Source organism: Shewanella schlegeliana (assembly GCF_016765635.1).
Taxonomy (GTDB): Bacteria; Pseudomonadota; Gammaproteobacteria; order Enterobacterales; family Shewanellaceae; genus Shewanella; species Shewanella schlegeliana.
The window spans coordinates 510,928-535,838 of record NZ_JAESVD010000003.1 but is presented as its reverse complement, the minus strand read 5'-3'; the positions used below and the strand labels follow the sequence as shown (position 1 = coordinate 535,838).

Annotated in this window: 25 protein-coding genes; 10 read left to right on the top strand and 15 right to left on the bottom strand. The window is 45.1% G+C overall.

Annotated elements, in window-relative coordinates; genetic code table 11:
* The 7 genes from tatB to rraA form a co-directional block, all read right to left on the bottom strand.
* Nucleotides 1-396 (bottom strand): Sec-independent protein translocase protein TatB, encoded by a 396-nt coding sequence (gene tatB, locus JMA39_RS07795; protein WP_202721263.1) that lies wholly within the window; start codon nucleotides 394-396, stop codon nucleotides 1-3.
* A 6-nt stretch (nucleotides 397-402) separates the two neighbouring features.
* A complete protein-coding gene (tatA, locus tag JMA39_RS07790) occupies nucleotides 403-672 on the bottom strand; it encodes a Sec-independent protein translocase subunit TatA (protein WP_012156988.1) in 270 nt (89 codons plus the stop codon).
* A gap of 60 nt (nucleotides 673-732) precedes the next feature.
* On the bottom strand, nucleotides 733-2,382 hold the full coding sequence (gene ubiB / locus JMA39_RS07785) for a ubiquinone biosynthesis regulatory protein kinase UbiB (RefSeq protein WP_202721261.1): 1,650 nt from the start codon (nucleotides 2,380-2,382) through the stop codon (nucleotides 733-735).
* A complete protein-coding gene (locus tag JMA39_RS07780; protein ID WP_202721257.1) occupies nucleotides 2,379-3,002 on the bottom strand; it encodes a ubiquinone biosynthesis accessory factor UbiJ in 624 nt (207 codons plus the stop codon). The genes ubiB and JMA39_RS07780 overlap by 4 nt, the downstream gene beginning before the upstream one ends.
* Before the next feature lie 11 nt (nucleotides 3,003-3,013).
* Entirely contained in the window at nucleotides 3,014-3,769 is a 756-nt protein-coding gene (gene ubiE, locus JMA39_RS07775; RefSeq protein WP_202721256.1) for a bifunctional demethylmenaquinone methyltransferase/2-methoxy-6-polyprenyl-1,4-benzoquinol methylase UbiE, read from the bottom strand.
* Nucleotides 3,770-3,972: 203 nt separating this feature from the next.
* Nucleotides 3,973-5,007 (bottom strand): formimidoylglutamase, encoded by a 1,035-nt coding sequence (locus tag JMA39_RS07770; protein WP_202721255.1) that lies wholly within the window; start codon nucleotides 5,005-5,007, stop codon nucleotides 3,973-3,975.
* A gap of 138 nt (nucleotides 5,008-5,145) precedes the next feature.
* Nucleotides 5,146-5,631 (bottom strand): ribonuclease E activity regulator RraA, encoded by a 486-nt coding sequence (rraA, locus tag JMA39_RS07765; RefSeq protein ID WP_202721254.1) that lies wholly within the window; start codon nucleotides 5,629-5,631, stop codon nucleotides 5,146-5,148.
* A gap of 339 nt (nucleotides 5,632-5,970) precedes the next feature.
* On the opposite strand from rraA, the gene JMA39_RS07760 reads away from it, so the two are divergent.
* Both JMA39_RS07760 and JMA39_RS07755 read left to right on the top strand, forming a co-directional pair.
* Nucleotides 5,971-6,222: a YgjV family protein gene (locus tag JMA39_RS07760; protein WP_202721253.1), complete on the top strand. Its 252-nt coding sequence runs from the start codon at nucleotides 5,971-5,973 to the stop codon at nucleotides 6,220-6,222.
* A 182-nt stretch (nucleotides 6,223-6,404) separates the two neighbouring features.
* Entirely contained in the window at nucleotides 6,405-7,076 is a 672-nt protein-coding gene (locus JMA39_RS07755) for a Crp/Fnr family transcriptional regulator (protein ID WP_202721252.1), read from the top strand.
* Between the two features lie 44 nt (nucleotides 7,077-7,120).
* Here the strand turns inward: JMA39_RS07755 and tsgA are convergent, their stop codons facing one another.
* The 8 genes from tsgA to priA all read right to left on the bottom strand — a co-directional run bounded on the left by tsgA (nucleotide 7,121) and on the right by priA (nucleotide 16,526).
* Nucleotides 7,121-8,290 carry an MFS transporter TsgA gene (gene tsgA / locus JMA39_RS07750; RefSeq protein WP_202721251.1) on the bottom strand — a complete coding sequence of 390 codons (1,170 nt, stop codon included), beginning with the start codon at nucleotides 8,288-8,290 and terminating at the stop codon, nucleotides 7,121-7,123.
* 93 nt (nucleotides 8,291-8,383) lie between these two features.
* Nucleotides 8,384-9,088, bottom strand: a complete 705-nt coding sequence (gene deoD, locus JMA39_RS07745) for a purine-nucleoside phosphorylase (RefSeq protein ID WP_202721250.1) — start codon at nucleotides 9,086-9,088, stop codon at nucleotides 8,384-8,386.
* A gap of 220 nt (nucleotides 9,089-9,308) precedes the next feature.
* Nucleotides 9,309-9,704, bottom strand: coding sequence for a gamma-butyrobetaine hydroxylase-like domain-containing protein (locus JMA39_RS07740; RefSeq protein WP_202721249.1), 396 nt, complete (start codon nucleotides 9,702-9,704; stop codon nucleotides 9,309-9,311).
* Between the two features lie 120 nt (nucleotides 9,705-9,824).
* Complete coding sequence (gene hslU / locus JMA39_RS07735; RefSeq protein WP_202721248.1) at nucleotides 9,825-11,150, bottom strand: ATP-dependent protease ATPase subunit HslU; 1,326 nt, start codon at nucleotides 11,148-11,150, stop codon at nucleotides 9,825-9,827.
* 49 nt (nucleotides 11,151-11,199) lie between these two features.
* Nucleotides 11,200-11,724 (bottom strand): ATP-dependent protease subunit HslV, encoded by a 525-nt coding sequence (hslV, locus tag JMA39_RS07730; RefSeq protein WP_012278923.1) that lies wholly within the window; start codon nucleotides 11,722-11,724, stop codon nucleotides 11,200-11,202.
* Between the two features lie 150 nt (nucleotides 11,725-11,874).
* Nucleotides 11,875-12,450: an SPOR domain-containing protein gene (locus tag JMA39_RS07725; protein ID WP_202721247.1), complete on the bottom strand. Its 576-nt coding sequence runs from the start codon at nucleotides 12,448-12,450 to the stop codon at nucleotides 11,875-11,877.
* 10 nt (nucleotides 12,451-12,460) lie between these two features.
* Nucleotides 12,461-14,206 (bottom strand): arginine--tRNA ligase, encoded by a 1,746-nt coding sequence (argS, locus tag JMA39_RS07720; RefSeq protein WP_202721246.1) that lies wholly within the window; start codon nucleotides 14,204-14,206, stop codon nucleotides 12,461-12,463.
* 124 nt (nucleotides 14,207-14,330) lie between these two features.
* Nucleotides 14,331-16,526, bottom strand: a complete 2,196-nt coding sequence (gene priA, locus JMA39_RS07715; RefSeq protein ID WP_202721245.1) for a primosomal protein N' — start codon at nucleotides 16,524-16,526, stop codon at nucleotides 14,331-14,333.
* A gap of 293 nt (nucleotides 16,527-16,819) precedes the next feature.
* Here priA and JMA39_RS07710 point away from each other — a divergent pair, with 293 nt between their 5' ends.
* From JMA39_RS07710 to JMA39_RS07675, 8 genes are all read left to right on the top strand, one after another.
* Complete coding sequence (locus JMA39_RS07710; RefSeq protein WP_202721244.1) at nucleotides 16,820-17,545, top strand: FimV/HubP family polar landmark protein; 726 nt, start codon at nucleotides 16,820-16,822, stop codon at nucleotides 17,543-17,545.
* A 200-nt stretch (nucleotides 17,546-17,745) separates the two neighbouring features.
* A complete protein-coding gene (gene rpmE, locus JMA39_RS07705; protein ID WP_044555581.1) occupies nucleotides 17,746-17,958 on the top strand; it encodes a 50S ribosomal protein L31 in 213 nt (70 codons plus the stop codon).
* Between the two features lie 184 nt (nucleotides 17,959-18,142).
* On the top strand, nucleotides 18,143-18,916 hold the full coding sequence (locus JMA39_RS07700; protein WP_202721243.1) for a thermonuclease family protein: 774 nt from the start codon (nucleotides 18,143-18,145) through the stop codon (nucleotides 18,914-18,916).
* A 203-nt stretch (nucleotides 18,917-19,119) separates the two neighbouring features.
* The gene (locus JMA39_RS07695; RefSeq protein WP_202721242.1) at nucleotides 19,120-20,370 is read left to right on the top strand and encodes a malic enzyme-like NAD(P)-binding protein; all 1,251 of its coding nucleotides are present in this window, start codon (nucleotides 19,120-19,122) and stop codon (nucleotides 20,368-20,370) included.
* A 178-nt stretch (nucleotides 20,371-20,548) separates the two neighbouring features.
* On the top strand, nucleotides 20,549-22,468 hold the full coding sequence (gene csrD / locus JMA39_RS07690; RefSeq protein ID WP_202721241.1) for an RNase E specificity factor CsrD: 1,920 nt from the start codon (nucleotides 20,549-20,551) through the stop codon (nucleotides 22,466-22,468).
* Between the two features lie 216 nt (nucleotides 22,469-22,684).
* Nucleotides 22,685-23,563, top strand: coding sequence for an MSHA biogenesis protein MshI (locus JMA39_RS07685; protein WP_202721240.1), 879 nt, complete (start codon nucleotides 22,685-22,687; stop codon nucleotides 23,561-23,563).
* Entirely contained in the window at nucleotides 23,563-24,168 is a 606-nt protein-coding gene (locus tag JMA39_RS07680) for a fimbrial assembly protein (protein ID WP_202721239.1), read from the top strand. The genes JMA39_RS07685 and JMA39_RS07680 overlap by 1 nt, the downstream gene beginning before the upstream one ends.
* The gene (locus JMA39_RS07675) at nucleotides 24,165-24,821 is read left to right on the top strand and encodes an MSHA biogenesis protein MshJ (RefSeq protein WP_202721238.1); all 657 of its coding nucleotides are present in this window, start codon (nucleotides 24,165-24,167) and stop codon (nucleotides 24,819-24,821) included. Before JMA39_RS07680 ends, JMA39_RS07675 begins: the two co-directional genes overlap by 4 nt.
* The last annotated feature ends 90 nt before the right edge of the window (nucleotides 24,822-24,911 follow it).

Genomic DNA, 24,911 nt, shown 5'->3' with positions numbered 1-24,911 from the left:
CTACCCGTTAGGTTTGTCTGAATTAGCACTCGTTGTCGAACTTGTCTCTGCAGGAGGAGTTTCTTTGGCAGGAGTATCCTTCGCCGCAGGAACGTCTTCTACTTGATAAGGACGATTAACGGATTGAGCCGCTTCTTTTAATTGATCGATTGAATCCTGTAACTCTGGAGAAAGGTTCTTTAAACCCTGACTCTCTGCATTTTTCAAATCAGAGTGCAGTTGCTCAATCTTAAGCTCCTGCTCTAATTCGTCTTTTACCGAGTTAGCCATTTTTTTCATGGCGCGGATCCAGCTAGAAATTGAGCGCACTGCGGTTGGGAGTCTCTCAGGGCCAAGTACAACTAGGCCCAAGATCCCAATCAGCAGCAACTCCATAAAGCCGATACCGTCGAACATAGTCGATTACGCCTGTTCTTTGCCCTTAGACTCAGCCTTTTTCTCGGCTGTCTCTGCAACTTTTGCAGTTTCTGTCACTTTAGCAGTGTCAGCAGCTGGTTTGTCAGTTGCGTTTTCTTCTAGAGCCTTCTTCTCTTCTTCAGAAGACATGGCGTTCTTAAAGCCTTTAACTGCACCACCTAAATCACCGCCTAATGAACGTAACTTCTTAGTTCCAAACAATAATACGACAATTAAAGCAATGATAAGAAGTTGCCAAATACTAATGCCACCCATGGATGAATCCTCTTGATTAGATACTGGTTCTATTATGAACCTTTAGTTATTTAGGTCTAGCTAAAGTTTGCGATTCTTTGGTCTTGATCGCCATCCCAGCATCCACAGAGTGATGCCTATGCCAATACTGCCATAAGAGGGCCATAGTGTAGCGTCTTGGTTTAACAAAATAGTGCCACAGATCACTAAAACAGCCGATGTAATCAAAAGATAGTTACTTTTATGCGCTTTTTGCTGATGTTTGAGATATCGATCTAACAATTTATTTTGATTTTTAGATAGGTCGCGGCCCATTTTTAAATTGTCATAGATTAGCTCGGGTAGTTCGGGCAGTTGTTCTGCCCAATATGGCAGTTTTTGTTTAACCTTAGCCGTCATCACCTTGGGGCCGACTTGCTCAGACATCCACTGTTCAAGGAAAGGCTTAGCCGTTTGCCATAAATCGAGTTGAGGATAGAGCTGGCGCCCAAGTCCTTCTATGTAAAGTAATGTTTTCTCAAGTAAAACTAGCTGTGGCTGCACGACCATGTCGAAGCGGCGGGCAGTTCTAAATAGTTCCAGCAAGACATGACCGAATGAGATCTCATCAAGTGGCTTATTAAACATCGGCTCACAAACTACTTTTACCGCCTGTTCAAAAGCCGCAACGTCAGTGTCGGGAGATACCCAGCCTGATTCGATGTAGAGCTGAGCGATACGGCGATAGTCACGATTAAAGAAGGCTAGGAAGTTTTCGGCTAAGTAGCGCTTGTCCTCTTCAGTTAGTGTGCCCATGATGCCGCAATCTAAACCAATATAGAAAGGGTCGTTAGGGTGTTCTCTACTGACGAAGACATTGCCTGGGTGCATATCTGCGTGGAAGAAGTTATCACGGAAAACTTGAGTGAAGAATAGCTCAACTCCGCGCTCAGCTAGCAGTTTAAGGTTGGTGCCTTGTGCTTCAAGTGCCACTTTATCCGATACAGGGATGCCGTCGATACGCTCCATAACGATAAGGCGCGTAAAGCATAACTCTTCGTACATGTAGGGGATGTAGAGCGCATTCGAATCGATAAAGTTATTACGTAACTTGATGGCGTTGAGTGCCTCAAGCTTTAAATTTAGCTCACCTTCAATGGTGGTGCGATAATCTTCGACCACTTCGGCAGGGCGCAAACGATTATTAGTGCCTAATAGGGTTTCAAGAACGTTTGCAGCTTGGGACATCAGTTGTAGATCGGCGCTGACTTTATTCTCGACGTCTGGACGCAATACCTTTAAAACGACGGCAGCACCATTAGATTTCAATGTGGCGGTATGTACTTGTGAGATAGAGGCTGAAGCTAGAGGTGTATCATCAAAATCATCAAAATAACAATCGATGGGGGCATTCAGCTCTTTCTCTATCGAAGCTCTAGCAATGGCAGAATCGAACGGAGGGACTCTGTCTTGCAGCATCGCCAACTCTTCGGCCCACTCATCAGATAGTAGATCTCGACGTGTCGATAGCATCTGGCCGAACTTGATGTAAACCGGACCAAGCTCTTGCATTGCAAGCTTTAAGCGCTCACCGCCCACTTTATCTTTATGTTGATTTCGTAGCCAGAAGAAGCAATACCTTAATAGTTTGAAGTACCAAGGCGTTAACTTAGAGGGAATTAAATCATCCAGCCCGTAGTGCAATGCAGTACGGATTACGTGATAAGCGCGCCTGATACTTTTTACTGTCATGGTTTGGTTTTTACCCTATTGATAAGCTGGTCTATCCGTGTCGCAGTCGCCTCCACATCGGCGCTGAGGTCATCGATTCTATCACTTAAATGGATAAATTCGAGCTTGTGAGGAGCGAGCCGATACTCCTCGGTCGTAAGCTGGCCTATATGTGAACGAGTTTTATACAGTACACTCGTCAAATCGCGCTTGGCTTGCTTAATACCTTGGTGAATAAAGTGCGTTGGCGCATCACCAATATAGCGTGAAAGGGGCTCTGCAAAGTCAACATCAACCTGCTGCATATAGTGGCTGAATGTCTGTAACAGATTTAAATCGCCTTCGAGGCTGAGCTTGTCTTGTTTGATGAGTTCAGTGAGATTTGCGCCCTCTGTCAGTTGGTAGAGGGTGGTGGCATCGGCATTCACCTTAGTGGTGACTTCGCCCTCGTAGCGAGAGAGTACTAGGATCTCTTTGGCGAATAGAAAATACAGCGGCCAGCTAAGCTGTGATAGCTGGATGCATAGGACTTTGCCATGAATGCTACGTAAGTTAGCGTATTCTTCAGGAGTTTGAGAGATCAGCTTGTTTAGGCTGATCTCTATTGCGGCACAGGCCAATAATGACAAGTCACGAGACATAGTGAGTCCTATCAGAATTTGTAGCCCTTGTGTAAGGCAACAATACCGTCAGTCATATTGGTGTAGTTGACCTGCTCAAAGCCTGCATTTTCCATCATCTGCTTCAGAGTCTCTTGATCTGGATGCATACGGATTGACTCCGCTAGATACTCATAGCTGTCTGCATCTTGCGTGATTAGAGAACCCATCTTTGGTAGCACTTTGAAGCTATAGATATCATATACTTTGCGCATAATGTCATGCTGAGGCTTTGAAAACTCAAGCACAAGTAACTTTCCGCCTGGCTTTAGTACGCGTAGCATAGAAGCGATAGCTGCATCTTTATCGGTCACATTTCGTAGGCCAAAAGCGATGGTAATGATATCAAAGTGGTTATCTGGAAACGGCAGTGCTTCAGCGTTAGCTTGAACATAATTGACGTTACCGACAATGCCTTTGTCGCGTAGCTTTTCACGACCAACCTTAAGCATAGAGTCATTGATGTCGGCTAGAGTTACCTGGCCAGTCTCACCAACGATACGAGAAAACTTAGCCGTTAAATCACCGGTACCGCCAGCTAGGTCTAATACTTTCATGCCTGGACGTGCACCTGCACTTTCGATAGTGAAGCGTTTCCACATACGGTGGATACCGAAAGACATAACGTCATTCATAATGTCGTATTTTGCTGCGACAGAATGGAATACGCCAGCAACCAAGTCGGCTTTCTTTTCAGCTTCAACAGTTTTATAACCGAAATGAGTGCTGTTTGAAGTGTCCTCTGACATCTATCTGTTCCTATACGTTAGCAATTAAATTGGTGCGATTGTAAGCCATCGAAGCGGATTGCTGAATCTTTCATCTATCACTCTGTGACGAAGGTTAACTATCCGCTTTACGATAATAAGAAAATGAGTGGTTACGCGGGCTATCGCAAAATTGACAGCGCATTACAACACACTATTTGTAATTGTTGAATAATTATTAATGCTTATAGTGCATTTATACGTCCACTAATGTAGGAGTAGAGCAGTTCGCTGATACTCTGGCCAGTCTCACGGTGACCCGCCGCGGCTCCTGCAACGTGGCAGCTAGGTGCGGCTTCAGCTAGGTGTAAGTATGCGGTTGGGCAATGTTTAGCGATATAACTGACATAGAACAAGGCATCGAGTAAGGGGACACCAGCAGCAGTGGAAGCACTGCTTGGCATATTGGTTATAGCGTCCAGATCGACTTCAATTGCGACGGGAAGTTGGGTATTGTTCAGATCTTTCGCGATGCTTTTTACGGCAGTCTCGACACTCAGTTCGCGTCGAATCCAAATTTGCTGCAGGCTATGCCAGTGGCCGCCAAAGGTTTTTAGTTGCTCTAGTGTCGTCTCGCTATTTTTAAGCTCGTGCAGGCCTAGAACATGGTAGTAGCCTAATGCGCCTGAAGCTGCTGCATAACTAAAACCGTTACCACTGTGGCGACCTTCTTTGGGTCTAAAGTCAGAATGTGGATCCAGATTTACCGCCGCAATAGGGCGTTTAAGCCCTGCTTTGGCTGCCATCAGTAAGCCGTAAGCGTTATTGTGACCCCCACCTATGACGATAGGCTCCAGTCCTGCACTAAACACTTGGGTTAGCAGCGTAATAACCCGCAGATCTAATTGTTCGACTTTGCTTCGTAATGACTCTGTACTTGCGTTAGCTGGGAGCTGTAGATCTTGGGTGTCGACTTGGCCTAGCACTATACATTGCTCACCGCTTAAGAAACGGTTCGATTGCAAATTGAGGAACTGTGCCATCGCGCTGTCGAAGGCATCATTAGCACCACCGCGCCCTAAATTAGCTCGGGGACCAATATCTTCACCTATCCCAATGATCACAAAGCGGGCACCATTGGCTTTCGCTTGAGTTAAATTAGTGTTTAGGTCCTGAGAAGCATCTGCTAGTTGAACGACTTGACCCAGCTTTGTCTCACCCTCACGAGTGTTGAGTAGGCTTGCTAGCTTAGTGGTGTTGAAGAGGTTTAAATACTGCATCTTGTTATTCTTATAGTGAGCTTATATTAGCCTCTAGTTTAAGGGCTAAATTTTTGGCTGCAAGCTTACCTTGCTTAAGGCATAAAAAAGCCAGTCACATAGGACTGGCTCATACTCATATTGCTTTAGCAAAGGCAATTAGTCGATATCTAAAGGCTCTGGTGACAGAATGATACCAGTGTTATCGGCATAGACATGATCGCCTGGTAAGAAAGTTACACCACCAAAGTTTACTGGGATCTCTAATTCACCAACGGCATTGCTATCTGCGCCGACAGGAATCGAGGCTAATGCTTGAATACCGATATCCAGATCTTCTAATGCATCGACATCGCGCACAGAGCCGTAAATGATGATGCCTTCCCAGTTGTTCGCAACAGCAGCTTCTGCAATTGTTGAGTCCAGTAGTGCACGACGAAGTGAGCCACCGCCATCGACGAGTAGTACTTTCCCTTCTCCATCTTCTTGAAGTGCATCAATGATAAGGCCATTGTCTTCAAAGCATTTTACGGTGCTGATAGAACCACCGAAAGAGTTACAACCACCATAATTGCTGAACATGGGTTCGACAACATCAACAACATCGATATAAGTGTCACAAAGTTCTGAGGTGTTGTATTCCATAAGAACACTCCTGATAGATAGAGATGCTCAGAAGTCCGAGCAAACAAGTAGTTTCACTCAGTATATAAGGGATTCTTAAAAATAAAAGAGTTATCAATCACGCAATTGCCTATAAAGACGTCGTTCGGTTGTGATGTGGTAATATTTCGTCTTACTGGTTAAAAATTCGTCCAAAACATGATTTGGGTCATTATATGACGTTTTTTTATTACAGTTAGTGTGCTTTTTTGTTAGCATGTACTCAGATAATTTAACTTAAACTCAAATTTTGAGCCGCTTTAGGGGCACGGATCCCCCGATTAGCTTAGGGAAGGCATAGGGCCTAATAGAAGGTGCCTTATGGAAGCTGTTAATACTATTGAAATCATCGGTTACTCTGCATCAGTGATGGTTGCGATTTCACTGATGATGAAAGACATTATTTGGCTAAGATGTCTAAACTTTACTGGTTGTGCATTGTTCGTCATCTATGGCGCATCTATTGAAGCTTGGCCTGTCGCCGGGATGAATGCGTTCGTTGCCTGCATTAATGTTTATCATCTGCTTAAACTATACCGTAACCGCAACAACCCAGAACTTGCCTCAGAATAATCTCTGTAATGCTCCAGCCTGAACTGCAAACTTTCAGGCTGGCCTCGCGACTACTGAGTACACTTCCCCACTAAATCATAGAGGTTGCTATGTTTTAGCCTACTGCGACATTTAGGGTTAAGGCGATTATAGGCGTATAATTACGTCATCTATCGGCAATTCCCAGTTAACTTAATACCACTATGCAGCTAAAACCACTCGCCAAAGGACGCTTTCACTCTTTATGGCAGCAAGAGCATGATGCTATCGAGCAGACCATGCGAGACTGTATTACTGAGACCAAGACCGTTCCGGCACAGTATAAGTTGATGCAACAGGGCCAGCAGGTGAATGCGCTGATCTTAGTGAATTATGGGCGTATATCCATGGGGTATACGGCGAGAAATGGCCGTAGCTTTCAGTTGGGGACCATGACCTGTGACTCACAGATATTTGGTGAGATGGAGTTCTTTACCGATTATTTGTGTCAGCTCGATATTATTGCCGAAGAAGCGTTAGAGATCTCAATCATCAATGGCGAAAAGCTGCAGCAAGCGTTAGTGAAGACCCCGCAGTTTGCGCTATTTTTTGCCAGTGCTATCGCTATCGACTACCAAGATACGGTGGATATCTTCACTCGCCGCATGTTGTACCCCATCGCATATAACATCGCCTACGATCTTTATCATCAGTATTTAAATGACCTGCCAGTAGAAGGTTTTACTAAGTGTTATTTGGAGGCTGAACGATTCGCGACAACCGACAGGGTTTATCGTCGTGCGGTAAAAAAACTCGAAGATCTTAATCTAATTAAGCGAGAGAGAGAGGGGTTGGTTATTTGTGATCTTGCGGGATTGAAAGCCTTTATCGAATAGCTCCAACCCTTAAACTGGCTTGGAGCTATCGAGTGTATTAACCGTTACGCTGTTTGCTGAGTTAATGCCACTTTTTGGCGACTTGATAACACTAGCATCAGGATGATTAATCCATAGATCACCGGAATAGCATACATCACAGTTTGTAGGCCGATGATACTTTCAAATAATGAACTAATTGCTGGGCTAAACATCGCGCCAGCACTACCACTGATTAAGATATAGGAAACATTACGGCTACTGGCATTTTTCACAAACGACACGCCGTAAGCAATAAAGGCGTTATAAAGTGCGGCACAAGCAAAGCCGTAACCGTAGGTCAAATAGCCAATCCAGTTTAGGTTTTCAGTGGTTACAATAAGTGTCGTGATCACGAAAGCCAGAGAAATCACACCCATCAGGAAGTGCTGGATCTTAACTCGGGTAACAATCACGGTAGAAACGAGAGCACCTACTAGAGCGGCAGACCAATACTGGGTAATGATGTTGCCCGCGTCTTCAAATGGAATATCGAACTTAGTTTTAACGAACATCGGCGCCCAAGTCAGGAAGGTGTATAGGGCTAACATACCTAAGAATAAGCCTAAACCGCCGCTAATGATCCCAAGGTTCCACTCTGACTTTTCTTTATCTTGTCCACTCTCGCCCTTGGCTTCACAGAGTTCGAAGTTGGTAGCGAGTGCAATTGCAGCCGTTGCAAGGGCTACAATACCTACTGCCAGATAGCTGTAACTCCAAGAAAGGGCATTGCTTAGTGCGTAAGTGGTAATCAGCGGAAATACTACTCCAGCCACGTTAAAGGTGGCATCTTGAACCACTAACATGGTGCTCTGGATCTTGTCTTTCCATACCGAAACCACAATGGTACCCGCAATACAAAGGCCCACACCACCACAAAGACCGATAACAGTCATGGCGATCATGACCACGCTGAGTGATCCGGTGAAGTGCAGCGCTGCGGCGCTCAGTGCAATACTTATGTAGCTCAGCAGGGTAATACGTTTGACGCCGATTCTTTCAATTAAGAAGAAGGCGGCAATAGTGCCCGCCAATGCGCCACCATTGAGCAGTGAGAATATAGAGGCTACTTCATTGACGTTTGCTGAGAATTTTTCGCTGATAGGCTCAATAAGCATACCGAACTGGGTTGCAAAGCCTGCCATCACAAAGTTGGCTAGGAAGCTAAGCAAGGTTAAGGATATTTTGTTTTTCATCATCTGTACCTAATTTTGCTGTATCACGAGCTAAAACTAATGATTAATAAAGTAAGCCGCTGGAAGCTAGGCTTCGAGCGGCTTATTTAACTCTTATTGACAGGCTGTTTCTAATGCCAGCTCGATCATCTGATTAAAGGTTAACTGACGAGCCTCTGCAGTGGTCTCTTCGCCAGTTAAGCAGTGATCCGATACCGTTAAAATTGCTAGGGATTCAAATCCTTTATGGTGAGCAAGACCATATAGGCCAGCCACTTCCATATCAATACCTAGCACGCCGAAACGCTCAAGTGCTGGGATCATGTCTTCGTCAGGATCGTAATACATATCACCACTAAACACGTTGCCGACTTTTACATTGATCTGCTTTTGCTGGGCAATCATGTAGGCTTTATGCAGTAGATCGAAAGTAGCCGAAGTCGCCATCTGGTAGCCACTGCTGCGCTTAGCATTTGTAGGTGAATCGGTACCTGCTGCTTGGGCTAGAATCACATCGTTAATTTTAACGTCTTGCTGAGTCGCACCTAGGCTACCTACGCGAATGATGCGCTTCACACCAAAATCAGCGACAAGTTCGTGGGCATATAGAACCATAGAAGGAATGCCCATGCCGTGGCCCATAACTGAGATGCGCTGACCTTTATAGAAGCCAGTATAACCAAGCATATTGCGAATGTTAGTGACTTCTACCGCATCTTCTAAGAAGTTTTCAGCGATATACTTTGCGCGAAGCGGGTCGCCAGGCATGATGATAGTTTCAGCGAAATCGCCTGCTTTGCCATTGATATGTGCAGTCATGAGTAATCCTCTTTTTTAATTACCGCCGATAGTAATTGTCAGAGACAAATGCATAGAGGACATAAGTCCGCATCGAGTGATATATGTGCAGTTTTTATGTTTGCTTCACAAAGGTGGGATGTAATTGCGATAGTTACTGATGAGAAAGGCTTGCTGTCGTTTACTAGGTAGGGCAAGCCGAGACCGCCAAGGTAGAGGCGACCTCTAGGTATAATTGCTATTACTTGTGGTACTTAACTGTCATATCGATCAGTGGCTCACGACTGGCTTTTGCCGCGCGCAGACGAGCAAGATACTTCTCCCATAGGTCCACTTGATGGGTTGCGAGATCGTGCAAAACCTTCCAAGAAAACAGACCGGTATTATGGCCATCATCGAATGTGATTTTAACGGCGTAGTTGCCGACAGGATCAATTGCAGTGATATTGACGTTTTTCTTATGAGTGACCAGTACCGGATTGCCGTGGCCATGCACCTCTGCTGAAGGTGAGTAGACCCTTAGCATTTCACAGCTCAACTGATGAACCTCACCGTTATCGAAGGTCATCTCAAGCTGGCGAGATTTTCGTTTTAGCTTTAACGCTGAAACATTAGGAGTGTTGTTATCTTGAGTCATCTATTAACTAACCGACATGATTTTTACGAGTATTAGAAGCACAATAGCGGTTAAGTCCGTAAATGTCCTTAACCGCTATCACTAATTTAGCCATTATTTGGCGACGAAAGTAGGCTGTGCTTAAAGAATATAGCGACTTAAGTCTTCGTCTTGCACCAAGTTATCTAAGCTTGCTTTCACATAAGCGGCATCGATAACCGTAACAGAGCCTGACTTGTCAGAAGCTTCATAAGAAAGCTCTTCCATTAAGCGCTCCATAACAGTGTGTAGACGACGGGCACCGATGTTTTCTGTACGCTCATTTACCTGCCATGCAGCCTCTGCAATACTCTCGATACCATCTTCGGTAAATTCAATCGTAACGCCTTCTGTACCCATCAAAGCAATATACTGCTCAGTCAATGATGCGTGTGGCTCAGTTAAAATACGCTTAAAGTCACCTGCAGATAGTGCATCTAACTCAACACGAATTGGTAGACGACCCTGAAGCTCTGGGATTAAGTCAGATGGCTTAGACATCTGGAACGCACCAGAGGCGATAAACAAGATATGATCTGTTTTTACCATGCCGTGTTTAGTGTTAACCGTACAACCTTCAACAAGAGGAAGCAGGTCACGCTGCACACCTTCACGAGACACATCTGGGCCAGATGATTCGCCACGCTTACAGATCTTATCGATCTCATCCAAGAACACGATACCGTGTTGCTCAACAAGCTCGATTGCTTGTTCTTTTAAGTCTTCTTGATTAACCAGCTTAGATGCTTCCTCTTCAATCAATAGCTTATAAGCTTCTTTGATTGGCATCTTGCGGCGCTTGCTTGCACCTGGTCCCATGTTTTGGAACATGCTTTGTAGCTGGTTAGTCATCTCTTCCATACCAGGAGGAGACATGATTTCAATGCCGGCTTGTGGCGCAGCAATATCGATCTCAATTTCTTTATCATCTAGCTGGCCTTCGCGTAATTTCTTACGGAAGATTTGACGTGTTGCGCTGCTATCTGATTTTTCGTTATCCCAATCTTCTTTGGGCTTAGGTAGCAATGCATCTAAAATGCGCTCTTCTGCAGCTTCTTCAGCGCGGAACTTGCACTTTTTAATCTGCTCTTCGCGAGTCAGCTTGATAGCTGAGTCGGTGAGATCGCGAATGATCTGCTCAACTTCTTTACCCACGTAGCCCACTTCAGTGAACTTAGTCGCTTCAACCTTGATGAATGGCGCTTTAGCAAGACGAGCTAGACGACGAGCAATCTCAGTTTTACCTACACCAGTAGGGCCAATCATAAGAATGTTCTTTGGTGTCACTTCTTGACGCAAGTCAGCAGCAAGCTGCATACGGCGCCAGCGGTTACGTAGAGCAATGGCTACTGAACGCTTGGCTTTCTGTTGGCCGATAATGTGGCTATCTAGCTCGTGAACAATTTCACGTGGTGTCATTTCAGACATATTCTTTCCTCATGCTTTACAGCATTTGTCGTATAAACGAATAGTTCGCTTAGTACTTTAATTCTTCAATGGTCTTAAACTGGTTGGTGAACACACAGATGTCACCAGCGATAGTCAGCGATTTTTCAGCGATCTCAAGAGCACTTAAGTCGGTGTTTTCAAGTAGTGCAGTCGCAGCTGACTGGGCAAAGGCGCCGCCAGAACCGATCGCGATAAGATCATTTTCAGGCTGAACAACATCACCATTACCGGTAATAATTAGTGAAGATTCAGCATCGGCCACGGCAAGTAGGGCTTCTAGCTTGCGTAATACTTTATCTGAGCGCCAGTCTTTAGCCATTTCAACGGCGGCACGCATCAGGTGACCTTGGTGCATTTCTAGTTTTGCCTCGAAACGCTCGAATAGGGTGAATGCATCGGCTGTACCGCCAGCAAAGCCCGCAAGTACCTTGTTGTGGTACAAACGACGAACTTTTCTAGCGTTGCCTTTCATAACGGTATTACCGAGAGAAACTTGGCCATCACCAGCGATAACAACTTGGTTATTTCGGCGTACTGATACGATTGTGGTCACAATAAATCCTCTTCTCTAGCCAGAGACGATGTGTCTTCTGGTTGACGATAATAAAGATATGGGGATGCTGATTTGAATATCAAGGGCAGCTAGGAGCTGCAGCCATAAAAAAACGCTGCACAGGGCAGCGTTTTGATTGAAGCTATTTATTTAACTTTCCCAGAACCAGATCTGGCAACCGTTGGTGCCACCATTCTGTAAGACATGGCGCTGTCTTTCCGCATCTCGCTTCTTGTCGTAGGGACCGAGTACCACCTTATACCAGATCCCACTGCTGCCCTTTACCTTACGCACTTGAGCTTCTAAGCCTTGGAAAGCGATAATCGCCTTTAGCTCATTGGCCTGAGACTCTTTTCTAAATGAGCCACACTGCATCTGGTAAGGACGCTTAGGTTGATCAGAGGTGTCAGGAATATCGACCTCAACCTTCTTGTTTTCAAGTTCTTCAAGATAGGTCCACTCCTCTTTAGGTACAGGAGGAAGCGCATTAGGATCTTTCTTTACAGGCTTTTTCTCTGGCTGCTCGACAACAACTGGAGCTGGCGTCGGTTCATCACTGGAACTTAAAGTCCACAGTAAATAGCCGAAACCACCTAAGCCTGTAAGCGTGATAAGCAACAGCAGAATAGGGAAACGTTTAGGCGCGTTTCCCTTTGAGCTCTTTTTGCGAGCGCTGTTCTTACCTTTTCGAGCAGGCTTACGGTTTGCATAATCACGATTTGTCATGGGTTAAAGATTACATCCGTTCTAACGTTTCAACACCAAGAAGGTTCAGACCCTGCTTTAATGTCTTAGCGGTTAGCTGAGACAATAACAGGCGGCTCTTCTTCGACTCTTCTGTTTCTGCTGCCAATACAGGGCAAGCCTCGTAGAAGCTAGAGAAGGCACCAGCAAGTTCAAATAGGTAACCACATAATGCATGAGGTTGACCTTTACCCACCATACGCGCCATGACTTCGCCAAACTGTGCCAGCTTAGTCCCTAAGTCTTTCTCTTTTTCGTGTTCAAGAATGATTGTTGCATCGCTTAAGTCAACGTCTTGAGCACGCTTAAAGATACCTGCAACACGAGTGTATGCGTAAAGAAGGTAAGGCGCTGTGTTGCCTTCAAAGCTCAACATCTGCTCAAAACTAAAGATGTAATCGCTTGCGCGGTTCTTTGAAAGGTCTGCGTACTTAACCGATGCGATACCCACAACGCGAGCAATTTCTGCAAGCTCAGCTTCATCCATATCAGGGTTCTTGCTGCGAACAAGCTCTAGTGCGCGAGTATCGGCTTCGTTCAACAGGTCGATTAGTTTAACCACACCACCAGAGCGAGTCTTGAATGGGCGACCATCTTCACCGTTCATAGTACCGAAGCCCATGTGCTCGAAGCTCATCTCTTCGCGTACAAACTTAGCGGTTTTAGCTAGTTTAAATACTTGCTGGAAGTGTAGTGCTTGACGCAGGTCAACAAAGTAAAGTGCGCGGTCGGCCTTTAGCACGTTTGAGCGGTAGCGCATTGCAGCTAAATCGCTGGTGGCATACAGGTAACCGCCATCGGCTTTTTGGATAATAACCGGTAGTGGTTCGCCTTCTTTGTTCTTAAATTCGTCTTGGAATACAACTTTTGCGCCGTTGCTTTCTGACAATAAGCCTTGTGAATCTAAGTCTGCAACCACTTGTGCTAGGTCACTGTTATAAGCACTTTCGCCGCGAACATCTGCGCGAGTTAAGCTTACGCCTAAACGTTCGTATAGCTCATGGCAGTGACTGAGCGAAATGTCGTTAAATTCACGCCATAACTTGTTGCAGTACTCGTCACCAGACTGAAGCTCAACAACGAGCTTACGCGCGCGGGTTGCAAACGCTTCAGATTCATCGAAGCGAACTTTGGCAGCGCGGTAGAAGGTCTCAAGATCTGATAGCTCCATCTTGGCTTGCTCGCCATTGGCGGCGCGAAGTTCTTCCATATAGGCAAGTAGCATACCGAACTGCGTACCCCAGTCACCCACATGGTTTTGACGAATAACATTGTGGCCCATAAATTCTAGGGCGCGCACAACACTGTCACCAATAATGGTTGAACGTAGGTGACCTACGTGCATCTCTTTGGCTAGGTTTGGCGAAGAGTAATCGACAACAACAGTTTGTGGCGCTGGCAGTTCAATGCCCAAGGTGTCACTGTTAAGTGCAGCCATTAACTGGTTAGCTAAGGCGTTATCATCGATAAAGAAGTTGATAAAGCCAGGACCTGCGATCTCTACTTTTTCAACATGTGCCGAAGTTGGTAGGTTATCGATCAGCAGTTGCGCGATTTCACGAGGATTTTTACCGGCTGCTTTGGTAAGCATCATAGCCAAGTTAGTCGCAAAATCACCGTGGCTCTTATCTTTCGTTCGGTCGACTTGAATGCGAGCTTCAAAATCAGCAGGAACAATACCTTGTTGTTTAAGGGCATTTAAAGATTCAGCGAGTAAAGATTGAGTATGTGATTTCATTGGCGTTTAATCGACACTTACGTAAAGAAAAATAATAAGGGGTAACCGACTATTTTAGCCGCTAGTGGCGGTGAATTACTATCCTCTAACGAACTTTTTCTGCATTGATATGGATAAAGTCGATTTAAAGCAGATCTTGCGGGTCTCTATCTATGCTCCAACGACATTTTTTAGCCAGTGGCAGTTGCTCTATTTGCGGCAGGGCTCGTTCAAACTCTTGTTGGAGTCGGTTACGATTTTTAGTCTGGAATAACAGCTGGCGACGATACTTGCCCGCTTTCCTATCGAGTGGAGCAGGCATGGGGCCAATCACTTCACACTCCTCATCTTGCGGTAGCAAGGCACCTATCTGGCTCAGCAGATTATCGGCATCGACAGCTTGGTGGGCCTCGGCACGAATTAAGATCATGTGCCACGCTGGTGGCAATAGTGCTTGAGTGCGTTCAAATAGCTGGTTACGAGCAAATTCGCCATAGCCTTTGTGCATCAGCTCGCGCAGCATGGCGTTATCGCTCTGATGGGTCTGCAGTAGCACGGTTCCCGGCTTAGTGGCGCGGCCTGCACGACCCGACACCTGAGTATAGAGCTGGCCAAAGCGTTCAGGTGCTCTAAAGTCGGCGCTAAACAGTGCGCCATCGACATCTAAAAGCCCAACTAGAGTGACATCGGGAAAGTGGTGCCCCTTGGCGAGCATCTGGGTACCGACAAGAATTTTATACTCGCCTTTGTGAATAGCATTGAGGTGCTCTTCGAGTGAGCCTTTATTGCGGGTGGTATCTCTGTCGATGCGCACCACAGGATGATTGGGAAACTCTTTTTCTAAGAACGAAGCGAGTTGCTCTGTGCCCACGCCTTGGCCTGCAAGCATGGTGCTGCCACAGCTATGACACTGTCTAGGGATGGCATATTGGTTACCGCAGTGATGGCAGCGAATTTCGCCCAGTGCTTGATGCACAGTGAAGAAGGCATCGCAACGATCGCATTCGTGTAGGTGGCCACACTCATGGCATATAAGCGCAGGAGCAAAGCCCCGACGGTTCAAAAATAGGATAACCTGGTTGCCTGCATCGAGGTGGATTCGCATCTCATTTAATAGCGCATGGGACATACCTGAACGCAGCGGTTGATTGCGGATATCGACAATGCCTTGGCGCACTTTTTCAGCTGCACCTGCACGTTTGGCTAGCTGCAGATGCTGGTAACGACCATTGAGGGCATTTTGAAGCGTCTCTAGCGATGGTGTGGCCGTGCCTAGAATCACAGGGATCTGTTCAAGGTGACCACGCATCACGGCTAAGTCGCGAGCGTGATAGCCCACACCTTCTTGCTGTTTAAAGCTAGAGTCATGCTCTTCATCTAAGATGATCACTCCAGGGTAGGCCATAGGAGTAAATAGCGCCGAGCGGGTACCTATGATGATGGCTGCTTCGGCCGATCTTGCCTGACGCCATGCATCCAGTCTTTGATTATCGGTCAGGCCTGAATGGATCACCGCTACCTTGACATTGAATCGACGTCTGAAGCGGTTAATCGTTTGTGGCGTTAAGCCAATTTCTGGAACGAGCACCAAAGCCTGCTTTCCCTGCTTTAGTATGGTTTCGAGCATGGCGAGATAGACCTCAGTCTTACCTGAGCCCGTGACACCTTCGAGCAGAGTGCAGTGGTAGCCTGATTGCTGAGTCAGGGTGGCAACGGCAATGGCTTGCTCAGGGTTGAGCCTATGGGGCTCTTCGGTCATTTCAAGCTCGGTGCGCCAGCTAAGGTCGACGGCCAAGGTGCGGGTTTTCTTTTCAATCCAACCTTTGTCATCGAGTGCTTTGATCGCAGTCTTACTGAGCTCGAGGCTAGTAATTTCATTTAGATCTAGATCGCGCTCTCGCAAGCTGTGAAGCAACTTACGTTGTGCGGGGGCTCGATTGAGCTGGTTGATATCAGCCTCTTTGCCTGAGTCTGTTAGCGTCCAGTATGTGACACTCGACTCCTTGACTTCGGCGCCTTTTCGCAGTGCCACAGGAATGGCTTGCGACAGCATCTGTCCTAGGCTGCAGAAGTAATATCTTGCGGCCCAAGCGGTTAATTTATAGAGTGATTCTGGTAGTAGTGGCTCATTATCTAGAATCGAAACAATCGGTTTTATCTGCTTAGGTGTAAGCGTGCAACTATCACTGACTGCGGTGATTAGGCCTATGAGTTGTTGGCGACCAAATGGCACTTGTACACGCATGCCTTTTTGAGGCGTAATAGTGATGTGCTCAGGTACTTGGTAGCTAAAGTTTTGCCGCATTGGAACGGGGAGTGCGACCTCAACAAACAAAGGCATAGGGTTACTGTTTCGAAAGGATATTGGCTTTAAGTGTACCGAGGCTGTTTACTGAGAGCTAGCGAGAATTGATTTTATTCACCTTATGCGAGCTAATCGCGCTTGGTTGGAGATAGATATGAAGTGGCGGTTATACTCTGTTTTATAAACCGTTTTATAAACCAGGGTTTTTAAGCTAAAGATTGTGTATGGAAATTAATGCCTTGGCATTTTAGTCGATAGACTATAGCCGTATTATCCATGATTATAAAAATAATTAACGAGATGGTTAACTTAAATTAGGAAGGACCTTAATGAAGAGAGTCATATTGGCGTTAGCTGGCTTGATGATGTTAACAACGGCCCATGCGCAGGTGTCCCATGTCAGTATTAATGAGCGACAGTTTGAGTTTGGCCAACATCCAACTTTAAAGCTTAATATCGTTTCATCTCACAATAATCTGAAAAAGGTTCAGTTCTCAATTCGACAGGGCAGTGGTGAAGAACGACTTATCGCTAAACCTTTGACGAGCTTTATGGTGCAGGTGACTGGGGTTGATGATGTGGTTGATAAAGAGGCCGTATTAATAGTGAAAGAGTATCGGGTTAATCGCTGGCATCAAGTCAAGGTACTGAGTTTATTTAACGCCAATATACCGCAAGCAGAAATGGATGCTCAAAATACCGCGAGTCATCTATCGATATCTACAGCACTGAAGCCGAGTGAACCTCTGGCCGCAAACAAAGGCGGCGTTAGGGTTAGCGGAGCCAATGTGCTTGTGAGTCGTTTAGACGATTGCCAGATTGAGTTTGATGGTAAAGAGACACTTTGGCGGGTTGCTAACCGACAATCTAAGCGCTGGGGAATTAGCCCCTATGGAGCGATGCTCGCTATTTTTGAGCGCAATCCTGATGCGTTTAATCGGCGCAGTATTCATGGTTTAAAATCTGAGGCAAAATTGGAATGTCCGTCGATGACGACACTTGAAAAGTATGCCGATGCTAAGGCGGCAGAAAAGCAGTTTGATGCGATGAAGTAATAATTAAATAATACCGCTACAGAGCGCAGTCGCAGTGGCTTTTTGCTGTAGTAAGGTATAATTCATTAAACAGGCAAAGTGGTGCTTGAATCTACAATTTAGATCCTGTAATATTCGCCGCCTAAATAATTTTATTAACTGCATGTGGTGTCCGACTTCGGGTTGGAAGAGCGACATGGCCTTTTACTGAGGTAATTCCAATGAAAGCAGGCATTCATCCTGATTATGCAGAAATCACTGCAACTTGTACTTGTGGTAACGTTATCAAAATTAACTCTACTGTAGGTAAAGATTTACACCTAGACGTATGTGGTTCATGTCACCCATTCTACACTGGTACCCAGAAAGTTATGGATACTGGCGGACGTATCGACAAGTTCAACAAGCGCTTTGGTGCACTTGGCAAGAAGTAATTACTTCTGCAATGAATTTGAAAAAGGCGCCTTCTGGCGCCTTTTTGCTATCTAGAATCTGCTTATCAAACGAGTATTAAAAAGGGGATACTTTTACACCTGTTAGAATAGCTATCGGTTATGGCTCCGTGATACTTTTAATTCTTAGTGTGTTAAAGCTTAGCTTTACAAGGAGAGCCAAGAGATGAGGTTAATGAGAGTATTGGCAGTCCTGCTGTTATCTTTACAGGTTTTCGCCGCACAGGCGAGTCTGTGTGTGCCGACTCAATTTGATGAAACCGTTACCCTAGATTATGTCAACGATGGCGACACCATTACACTCACCGATGGTCGACTGATCCGTCTTATCGGTATCGATGCCCCCGAGATAGACTTCCAATTTCCTGTACTTTCTCAGCCCTATGCAACCTCAGCAAAGCAGTTCTTATCAAAGAGAATCAAACCCGGTCAGAAACTACTATTAGCCTTCGATAAGAGGCGCTTAGATTTTTTTGGGCGCACATTGGCTTATGTTTACACTCAAGATTTACAACATCTGCAAGAGTTGATGCTAGCTAATGGCTTTGCTAAGGCTAGGGTCTATCAAAATGATTACTTTTGGCAGTGTTTAAGTAAGGTTGAGCAAACGGCTCGTGAGCATAAGCGTGGACTTTGGAGCCATAAAGCCTATCAAGCTAAACTGACGAATGCACTTTCTCGTGATGATAGTAATAAGTGGCTAGAGATCGGAGGAGTTGTTACTGGTTATGAAAGAAAAGGTCAAAATTTTGAGCTGAATATCGACAATAACTTAGTGGTGATGATGTCTCAGCAAGATATTGGTAAGTTTAGTAACATTTTGACGCTAGAACTGCTTGAAAGCCCGGTAATAGTCCGAGGTAAGCTGTACTTTTCTTACGGTAAATATCGCCTAAATGCGATACATCCGTCTCAGATAACCTTGGAAAATACGCCTTAGAAATAATATATAGCGATAAAGTTAAAAAATGAGAAGAACTTATTTGAAATGACCTGAGATTCAAGTATCTTAGCGGCTATCAACTAACTGTTTTTTGCTCAATTAAGATGCTTAATAAAAGCACTATTATCGAGCAGTAAAATGAACCTTTAGTTGTCGACCTTTCGCTCAGGATATTATTAGTCGCACTCAGGATTAGAAAAATGGCAGATCTTCGTCAACAAGCCCTCGATTATCACGAATTCCCAGTACCAGGCAAAACAGCTGTTTGCCTAACCAAGCCCGCAGAAACAAGCATGGACCTTGCTCTAGCCTATAGCCCAGGTGTTGCAGAACCTGTGCGTGAAATTGCGGCTAATCCAGACAATGCATACCGTTATACCGGTAAAGGCAATACGGTTGCTGTGATCTCTAACGGTACGGCTATCTTAGGCTTGGGTAACTTAGGCCCATTAGCTTCTAAGCCTGTAATGGAAGGTAAGGCTTTACTTTTCAAACACTTCGCGAATATCGATGCTACAGATATCGAAGTTAAGCACAGAACATCTGAAGAGTTCATCAACACAGTTGAAGCGATTGCAGATACGTTCGGTGGTATTAACCTTGAAGATATCAAGGCGCCTGAATGTTTTGAGATTGAAAAAGCGCTAATCGAGCGTTGTAACGTGCCTGTATTCCACGATGATCAGCATGGTACTGCGATCGTTACCGCGGCAGGTATGCTTAACGCACTGGAGATCCAGGGCAAGTCTATCGAAGAGGCTGTGTTTGTCTGTATGGGCGCGGGTGCTGCTGCAATCGCCTGTATGACAATGATTGTTAACTGTGGTGCACAGCGCGAAAATGTCTACATGCTAGATAGAAAAGGCGTTATTCACACTCGCCGTGATGACATTAATGAATATAAAGCGTTATTTGCCAACAATACAGATAAGCGTACGCTACAAGATGTGATTAAAGGTGCCGACGTATTCTTAGGTCTTTCGGGCCCAGATGTTCTTGGCGCTGAAGATGTTGCGCTGATGGCTGATAAGCCAGTTATTTTTGCTTGTTCTAACCCAGATCCAGAGATCAAGCCTGAGTTGGCACACGATGTACGTAAAGATCTGATCATGGGTACGGGTCGTAGTGACTACCCTAACCAGGTTAACAACGTACTTTGCTTCCCATTCATTTTCCGTGGTGCGTTAGATGTTCGTGCTTCTCAGATTAATGATGAGATGAAGATCGCGGCTGTGCACGCGATTGCTGCATTGGCGAAAGAGCCTGTGCCGGCCTCTGTACTAGCAGCGTATCCAAATGTAGATTCTTTAGAATTTGGTCCAGATTACGTGATCCCTAAGCCAATCGATGCGCGTCTTCTACCAAATGTAGCAAAAGCGGTTGCGATTGCTGCGATTGAATCTGGTGTAGCAACAATTAAAGAGCTACCTGAAGGTTACATGGAGTCTTAATCACTCCTATGTCATAAAAAAGGGCCTAAGGGCCCTTTTTTATTGCCGAGGCTTTTTCGATTACTGTATAACTGATTGGTATTACTAGCTAAGGCTGGCTTTATCATTATTCTCTACGGTGGCGATGCAGGGTATGATGATTTAAGCATAATAATAAGTTCCAGCAGGAAGCGGACAGATGAAACTGACTCGAATTTTAACTAAAAAACTGACTAGCTTTTGGCTCATGTCATTGGCAGGTGTCGCATTCATCTGTTTCTTGACCGCGATGGTCAGCTTTATTCAGTTAACTTACGCTTTTCAGCAGCATAAGGTCACCGAATTAGAAAGCTTGATTGAGCAGCAGTTTTCTCAAGGTTTATCACAACAGAGTCGAACCGAGGTTGAGCTGTGGCTACCGCCTTTGCTGCGAGCCTATCAAGCCAGTGACTTTTCTTTATCCCAAAACAATCAATCAATTCTTGAGTACCAGTCATCGATGCCGAATGAGCACGGCGTTAGCTATAAGAGCGTGCTTACTGATGGTAAGTTATTGATGACGCTAATAATGCCTCCACCATTTAATAAAGACGATGTGAGTTGGAACGAGGTATTGGTTATCATTACTGGCTGCTTTGCCGTATTTTTATTTGTCCGTTGGGGCTTTCGCTGGTTTGCAGTGCATCTCAGTGGTATCGAAGATCTTGCACTGCGTTCTAGCCTGATTTTATCGGGAGAGTACGATAAAGCATTGGCCGAAAAGGGCGATGGTAAACCTAGGTTGATTAATCGAGCGCTCACCCACCTATTGTTAGAGCTAGACGATGCCCATAAAGAGCGTGCTCGTTTCGATCAGTTTATTCGCTCTAATACATTTCTAGATGCTAGCACAGGTATTGGTAATCGACTGTTCTTGAAAAACCGTCTCGATGCGCTCAGTAACCAGTCTGGCATGATGACGCCTGGTGTGTTGTACCTGCTAGAGATGGAAGATTTGGATTCGTTAAGCAAAGAGCTTAATGAATATGAAGTGGATGAATTGCTATCGCAGCTGATTGGCACGATCAATCAAATTCTAGCCGATAAGGCCAATAGTATTTTTTCACGGCGTTCAACTAATCAGTTTGCCGTCGTTGTACCACAGATTTCGCAGTTAGAAGCAGACCAACTGGCGGCTAAGTTATTGCGTTTAAGTATGAATCAACTCAATACAGAGGTGCATCTTCCCGATGACTTTATCCATATTGGCGGGGCGTACTTTAAGGTCGGCGATGATAAAGATGCCCTAGTCGAAGAGGCTGAATTAGCGCTACGCTCGGCACAGTTTCAGGGAAGTAGTAGTTGGTTTATGTACGATAAAGGTGCGGTTGATGGTGACCTATCAAAAGGCTCTGTGCGTTGGCGTAGCTTTCTTGAGAATGTCTTAGTCAGCAAGAGGATCTTTCTATTTTCTCAGCCTGTTGTAGATAGTGACTCCCATGCCCATCATCAGGAAGTGACCTGTAGATTGCGTGATACTCAGGGGAATCTTGTTAGAGCCACGCTATTCTTACCTATGGCGATTAAGTGCGGCTTAACACCTCAAATCGAGCGGCAAGTGATAGAGATGGTGATGTTTGATCTGCTACCAAAGCATAAAGATAACAGCCTAAAATTCAGTATCAACTTGAGTTTAGATACGTTAGTTAGTCGCGCATTTGTGCGTTGGCTCAAAACGACCCTACTCGAATACCGCCATCTAGTACCAAGGCTTATCTTCGAAGTGAATGAAGATATTCTGGTTAATCATCAAGCACAACTTGCTGAACCATTAGATATGATTCAGAAAATGGGGGCGGCGATCTGTGTTGATGGAGTTGGTCAGCAGGTGGTGAGTACTGAATATATTCATCATTACCCAATCTCCTTGATCAAATTGCATCGTTCGATTGTTAATCATATTCATCTGCGTGCAGAGAATCAGTTATTTGTCCGCAGTCTGATGGGGGGCTTATATCGCACGGGGGTGCAAGTGTGTGCAGAAGGGGTCGAAGTCTTTGAAGAGTGGCAAACATTGCAGATCTTAGGGGTTAGTGCTGGTCAGGGGAGCTTCTTTAGCGAGCCGATCGAAGAGGTATAGTTTGTTTTGCTTTTGTTGGTGTTTGTTGCGCTTTATTCCTAAATTGGGGTTTTATCTATAATAATCAGGGATAACTCGCTACACTAATGGCATAATAAGTACCTTGCGCTATTTAGCTAAGGTTTAACAGTATTTAATATAAACTGATTGTGCAATTTATCATCATTTCGCGGGCGCATCTCAGTTAGTTTTTGATAATTTCTAAGGCATAGATGAATGAAAGGAAGCTTGTTGGATAAGATTCAGTTTTGGCGCAAAGCTGCACCGACGCTTGAGTTGGGTATCTATATATGTGCTGACAAAATATCCGTCTTTCAAGCACCTGCCGCAGATGTTGGTGCTAAAGCCATGACATTTTCGTTTAGCCACCATAATTGGGGGGAAGCATTCTCTCAAGTGGTTAAAGAGTTTAGTCCTGCAAGAATTCAAATCGTACTTGCCGCTGATTTCTATCAGCTATTACTCGTTGATAAGCCGAATGTGCAAGATGATGAGCTCAATGCTGCACTGCTTTGGTCGGTAAAAGATATCGTAAGCCAAGCAGTGACGGATATTCATCTGGATTACTTTGAATCATCGAAACAGACCACAAATAAAGTCAATGTGGTTGTGACTGAAAAGTCCATGTTATCAGCCCTGTTGTTAGCCGCCAAAAATGCAGGCTTACACACAGTCGGTGTCTCGATTGAAGAGATGGCGATGAGCAACTTGTTTAACGATAATCTAGCAAGGCTGGTATTAAGTCATCGCGAAGGGCAAGAGTTATTGCTGACTGTGGTCAGAGATGGTGAAGTGTTTATGCAACGTCGAGTGCGAGGCTTCTTGCAGATTGATAAAGTCTCTGCTGAAGATTTAGCCTATGGGGTTGCCGATAATTTAAGTCTAGAGATCCAACGTTCGATGGACTACTTCGAGAGTCACCTCCGTGAGGCTCCTGTCGCCTCCATCGAGTTGGTTATGGATGGTGAGCGAGAGAGGCTTGCTACACTTATTAGCGCTAACTTTAATCAAAGCGTCACCCCCTATCATTCGACGTCGGTTGAGGCGGTATTTGCCGAGTTGGCTTTAGCCGAATTAGCGCGAGGTCAGGCGTAATGAAATTAAGAGTAAACCTTTATTCCGATACATTGCTTCCGCCAGAGCTACGCTTATCCTTTGTTAAATTAAGTCGACTGCTGTTGGGCTTAGTGGTCGTATTATTACTATCGAGTTTGTTGGTATTTGGTTTTAATGCCAAGCTTGAGTCAGAGAAAAATAAACTTGAGATAACCAAGCAACGTCTTGACTCAGAAAAGAAAGATCTCGAGACCGCTCTGGCTAAACGAGGCCCGAGTGAAGACTTGGTTGCAGAAGTAACCTTAAAGGCGCAGCAGTTAGAGCTCAAGCAAAAACTGTTTGGAAAACTGAGCCAGCAAGAGATGCTAACCAGCTATGGCTATTCACCGTTAATGACAGATCTTGCATCTGTGGCCAATGCCAGCATCTGGTTGAGCCGCATTCAGGTGAGTGAAAATCGCTATATTTTCGAGGGATATACCTCTAGCCCAGAGAGTGTCCCGTTATGGATTGAGCGATTGAAAACCAGCACCTTAAAAGGCCATGCATTTGCCTCTATGACAATGAGCTTAGGAGAAAATCAGCCTTTAGCATTTAAGCTGACCAGTGAGACAAGTAGCACGGACAAGGAGCTGAGCAAATGAGGCAGCAGTGGAAGCAAATAGCAGAAAAATTTGATGTTTTAAGCCAGCGGGAAAGAGTGCTGGTTGCTGCGGCTACGCTTATTCTTGCCGGTGTTGTCTTTTATCTACCGCTAGAATCTGCAATTAATGAGTACAGCAAACTCAGTGAACAGAAACGCTCTATCGAGAGTGAAAATCGCATCTCAAAGCAGCAGATTGCACTGTACGAAGAGAGCTTAACCAAAGATCCCAATACCGAATATCGTCAGCGTCTAAGTAATATTGAGCAGCAAAATAAGGCGATAGACGAGCAGCTATCATCTCAGATGGTAGATATGGTGCCTGCAGATCATATGCCGACCCTACTAGCGGGCTTACTTTCAAAGGTAAAAGGTATCAAGCTTCAGTCTTTTACCTCAATCGCACCGACTCCACTACTAGAGGTGGGCGAAGAGAAGAAGTTAAACCTGTACAGCCATGGGATTAAACTAGAATTTGTTGGTGATTACTTTTCAGTATTGAGATTTATCGAGGCTGTAGAAAATATGCCGAATAAGCTCTACTGGCGTAGCATGGACTATCGAGTCGATACCTATCCAAAGGCCTCGGTATCGCTAGAGCTCTATACCTTGAGTATCAATAAGGACTTTATCAGTGTTGCCAAAAAAGATTAGTGCGCTATTGATAGCGTTCCTGTGCAGTATATTAGGTTTTAACCTTCATGCTACGACGCTGCGTGATCCGACCAGACCTGGGCATTTATC

Excerpts from the sequence above, each read along its gene's own strand:
- tatB (WP_202721263.1), bottom strand. The coding sequence starts at position 396 with ATGTTCGACGGTATCGGCTTTATGGAGTTGCTGCTGATTGGGATCTTG.
- tatA (WP_012156988.1), bottom strand. The coding sequence starts at position 672 with ATGGGTGGCATTAGTATTTGGCAACTTCTTATCATTGCTTTAATTGTC.
- ubiB (WP_202721261.1), bottom strand. The coding sequence starts at position 2,382 with ATGACAGTAAAAAGTATCAGGCGCGCTTATCACGTAATCCGTACTGCA.
- JMA39_RS07780 (WP_202721257.1), bottom strand. The coding sequence starts at position 3,002 with ATGTCTCGTGACTTGTCATTATTGGCCTGTGCCGCAATAGAGATCAGC.
- ubiE (WP_202721256.1), bottom strand. The coding sequence starts at position 3,769 with ATGTCAGAGGACACTTCAAACAGCACTCATTTCGGTTATAAAACTGTT.
- JMA39_RS07770 (WP_202721255.1), bottom strand. The coding sequence starts at position 5,007 with ATGCAGTATTTAAACCTCTTCAACACCACTAAGCTAGCAAGCCTACTC.
- rraA (WP_202721254.1), bottom strand. The coding sequence starts at position 5,631 with ATGGAATACAACACCTCAGAACTTTGTGACACTTATATCGATGTTGTT.
- JMA39_RS07760 (WP_202721253.1), top strand. The coding sequence starts at position 5,971 with ATGGAAGCTGTTAATACTATTGAAATCATCGGTTACTCTGCATCAGTG.
- JMA39_RS07755 (WP_202721252.1), top strand. The coding sequence starts at position 6,405 with ATGCAGCTAAAACCACTCGCCAAAGGACGCTTTCACTCTTTATGGCAG.
- tsgA (WP_202721251.1), bottom strand. The coding sequence starts at position 8,290 with ATGAAAAACAAAATATCCTTAACCTTGCTTAGCTTCCTAGCCAACTTT.
- deoD (WP_202721250.1), bottom strand. The coding sequence starts at position 9,088 with ATGACTGCACATATCAATGGCAAAGCAGGCGATTTCGCTGAAACTATC.
- JMA39_RS07740 (WP_202721249.1), bottom strand. The coding sequence starts at position 9,704 with ATGACTCAAGATAACAACACTCCTAATGTTTCAGCGTTAAAGCTAAAA.
- hslU (WP_202721248.1), bottom strand. The coding sequence starts at position 11,150 with ATGTCTGAAATGACACCACGTGAAATTGTTCACGAGCTAGATAGCCAC.
- JMA39_RS07725 (WP_202721247.1), bottom strand. The coding sequence starts at position 12,450 with ATGACAAATCGTGATTATGCAAACCGTAAGCCTGCTCGAAAAGGTAAG.
- argS (WP_202721246.1), bottom strand. The coding sequence starts at position 14,206 with ATGAAATCACATACTCAATCTTTACTCGCTGAATCTTTAAATGCCCTT.
- priA (WP_202721245.1), bottom strand. The coding sequence starts at position 16,526 with ATGCCTTTGTTTGTTGAGGTCGCACTCCCCGTTCCAATGCGGCAAAAC.
- JMA39_RS07710 (WP_202721244.1), top strand. The coding sequence starts at position 16,820 with ATGAAGAGAGTCATATTGGCGTTAGCTGGCTTGATGATGTTAACAACG.
- rpmE (WP_044555581.1), top strand. The coding sequence starts at position 17,746 with ATGAAAGCAGGCATTCATCCTGATTATGCAGAAATCACTGCAACTTGT.
- JMA39_RS07700 (WP_202721243.1), top strand. The coding sequence starts at position 18,143 with ATGAGGTTAATGAGAGTATTGGCAGTCCTGCTGTTATCTTTACAGGTT.
- JMA39_RS07695 (WP_202721242.1), top strand. The coding sequence starts at position 19,120 with ATGGCAGATCTTCGTCAACAAGCCCTCGATTATCACGAATTCCCAGTA.
- csrD (WP_202721241.1), top strand. The coding sequence starts at position 20,549 with ATGAAACTGACTCGAATTTTAACTAAAAAACTGACTAGCTTTTGGCTC.
- JMA39_RS07685 (WP_202721240.1), top strand. The coding sequence starts at position 22,685 with ATGAAAGGAAGCTTGTTGGATAAGATTCAGTTTTGGCGCAAAGCTGCA.
- JMA39_RS07680 (WP_202721239.1), top strand. The coding sequence starts at position 23,563 with ATGAAATTAAGAGTAAACCTTTATTCCGATACATTGCTTCCGCCAGAG.
- JMA39_RS07675 (WP_202721238.1), top strand. The coding sequence starts at position 24,165 with ATGAGGCAGCAGTGGAAGCAAATAGCAGAAAAATTTGATGTTTTAAGC.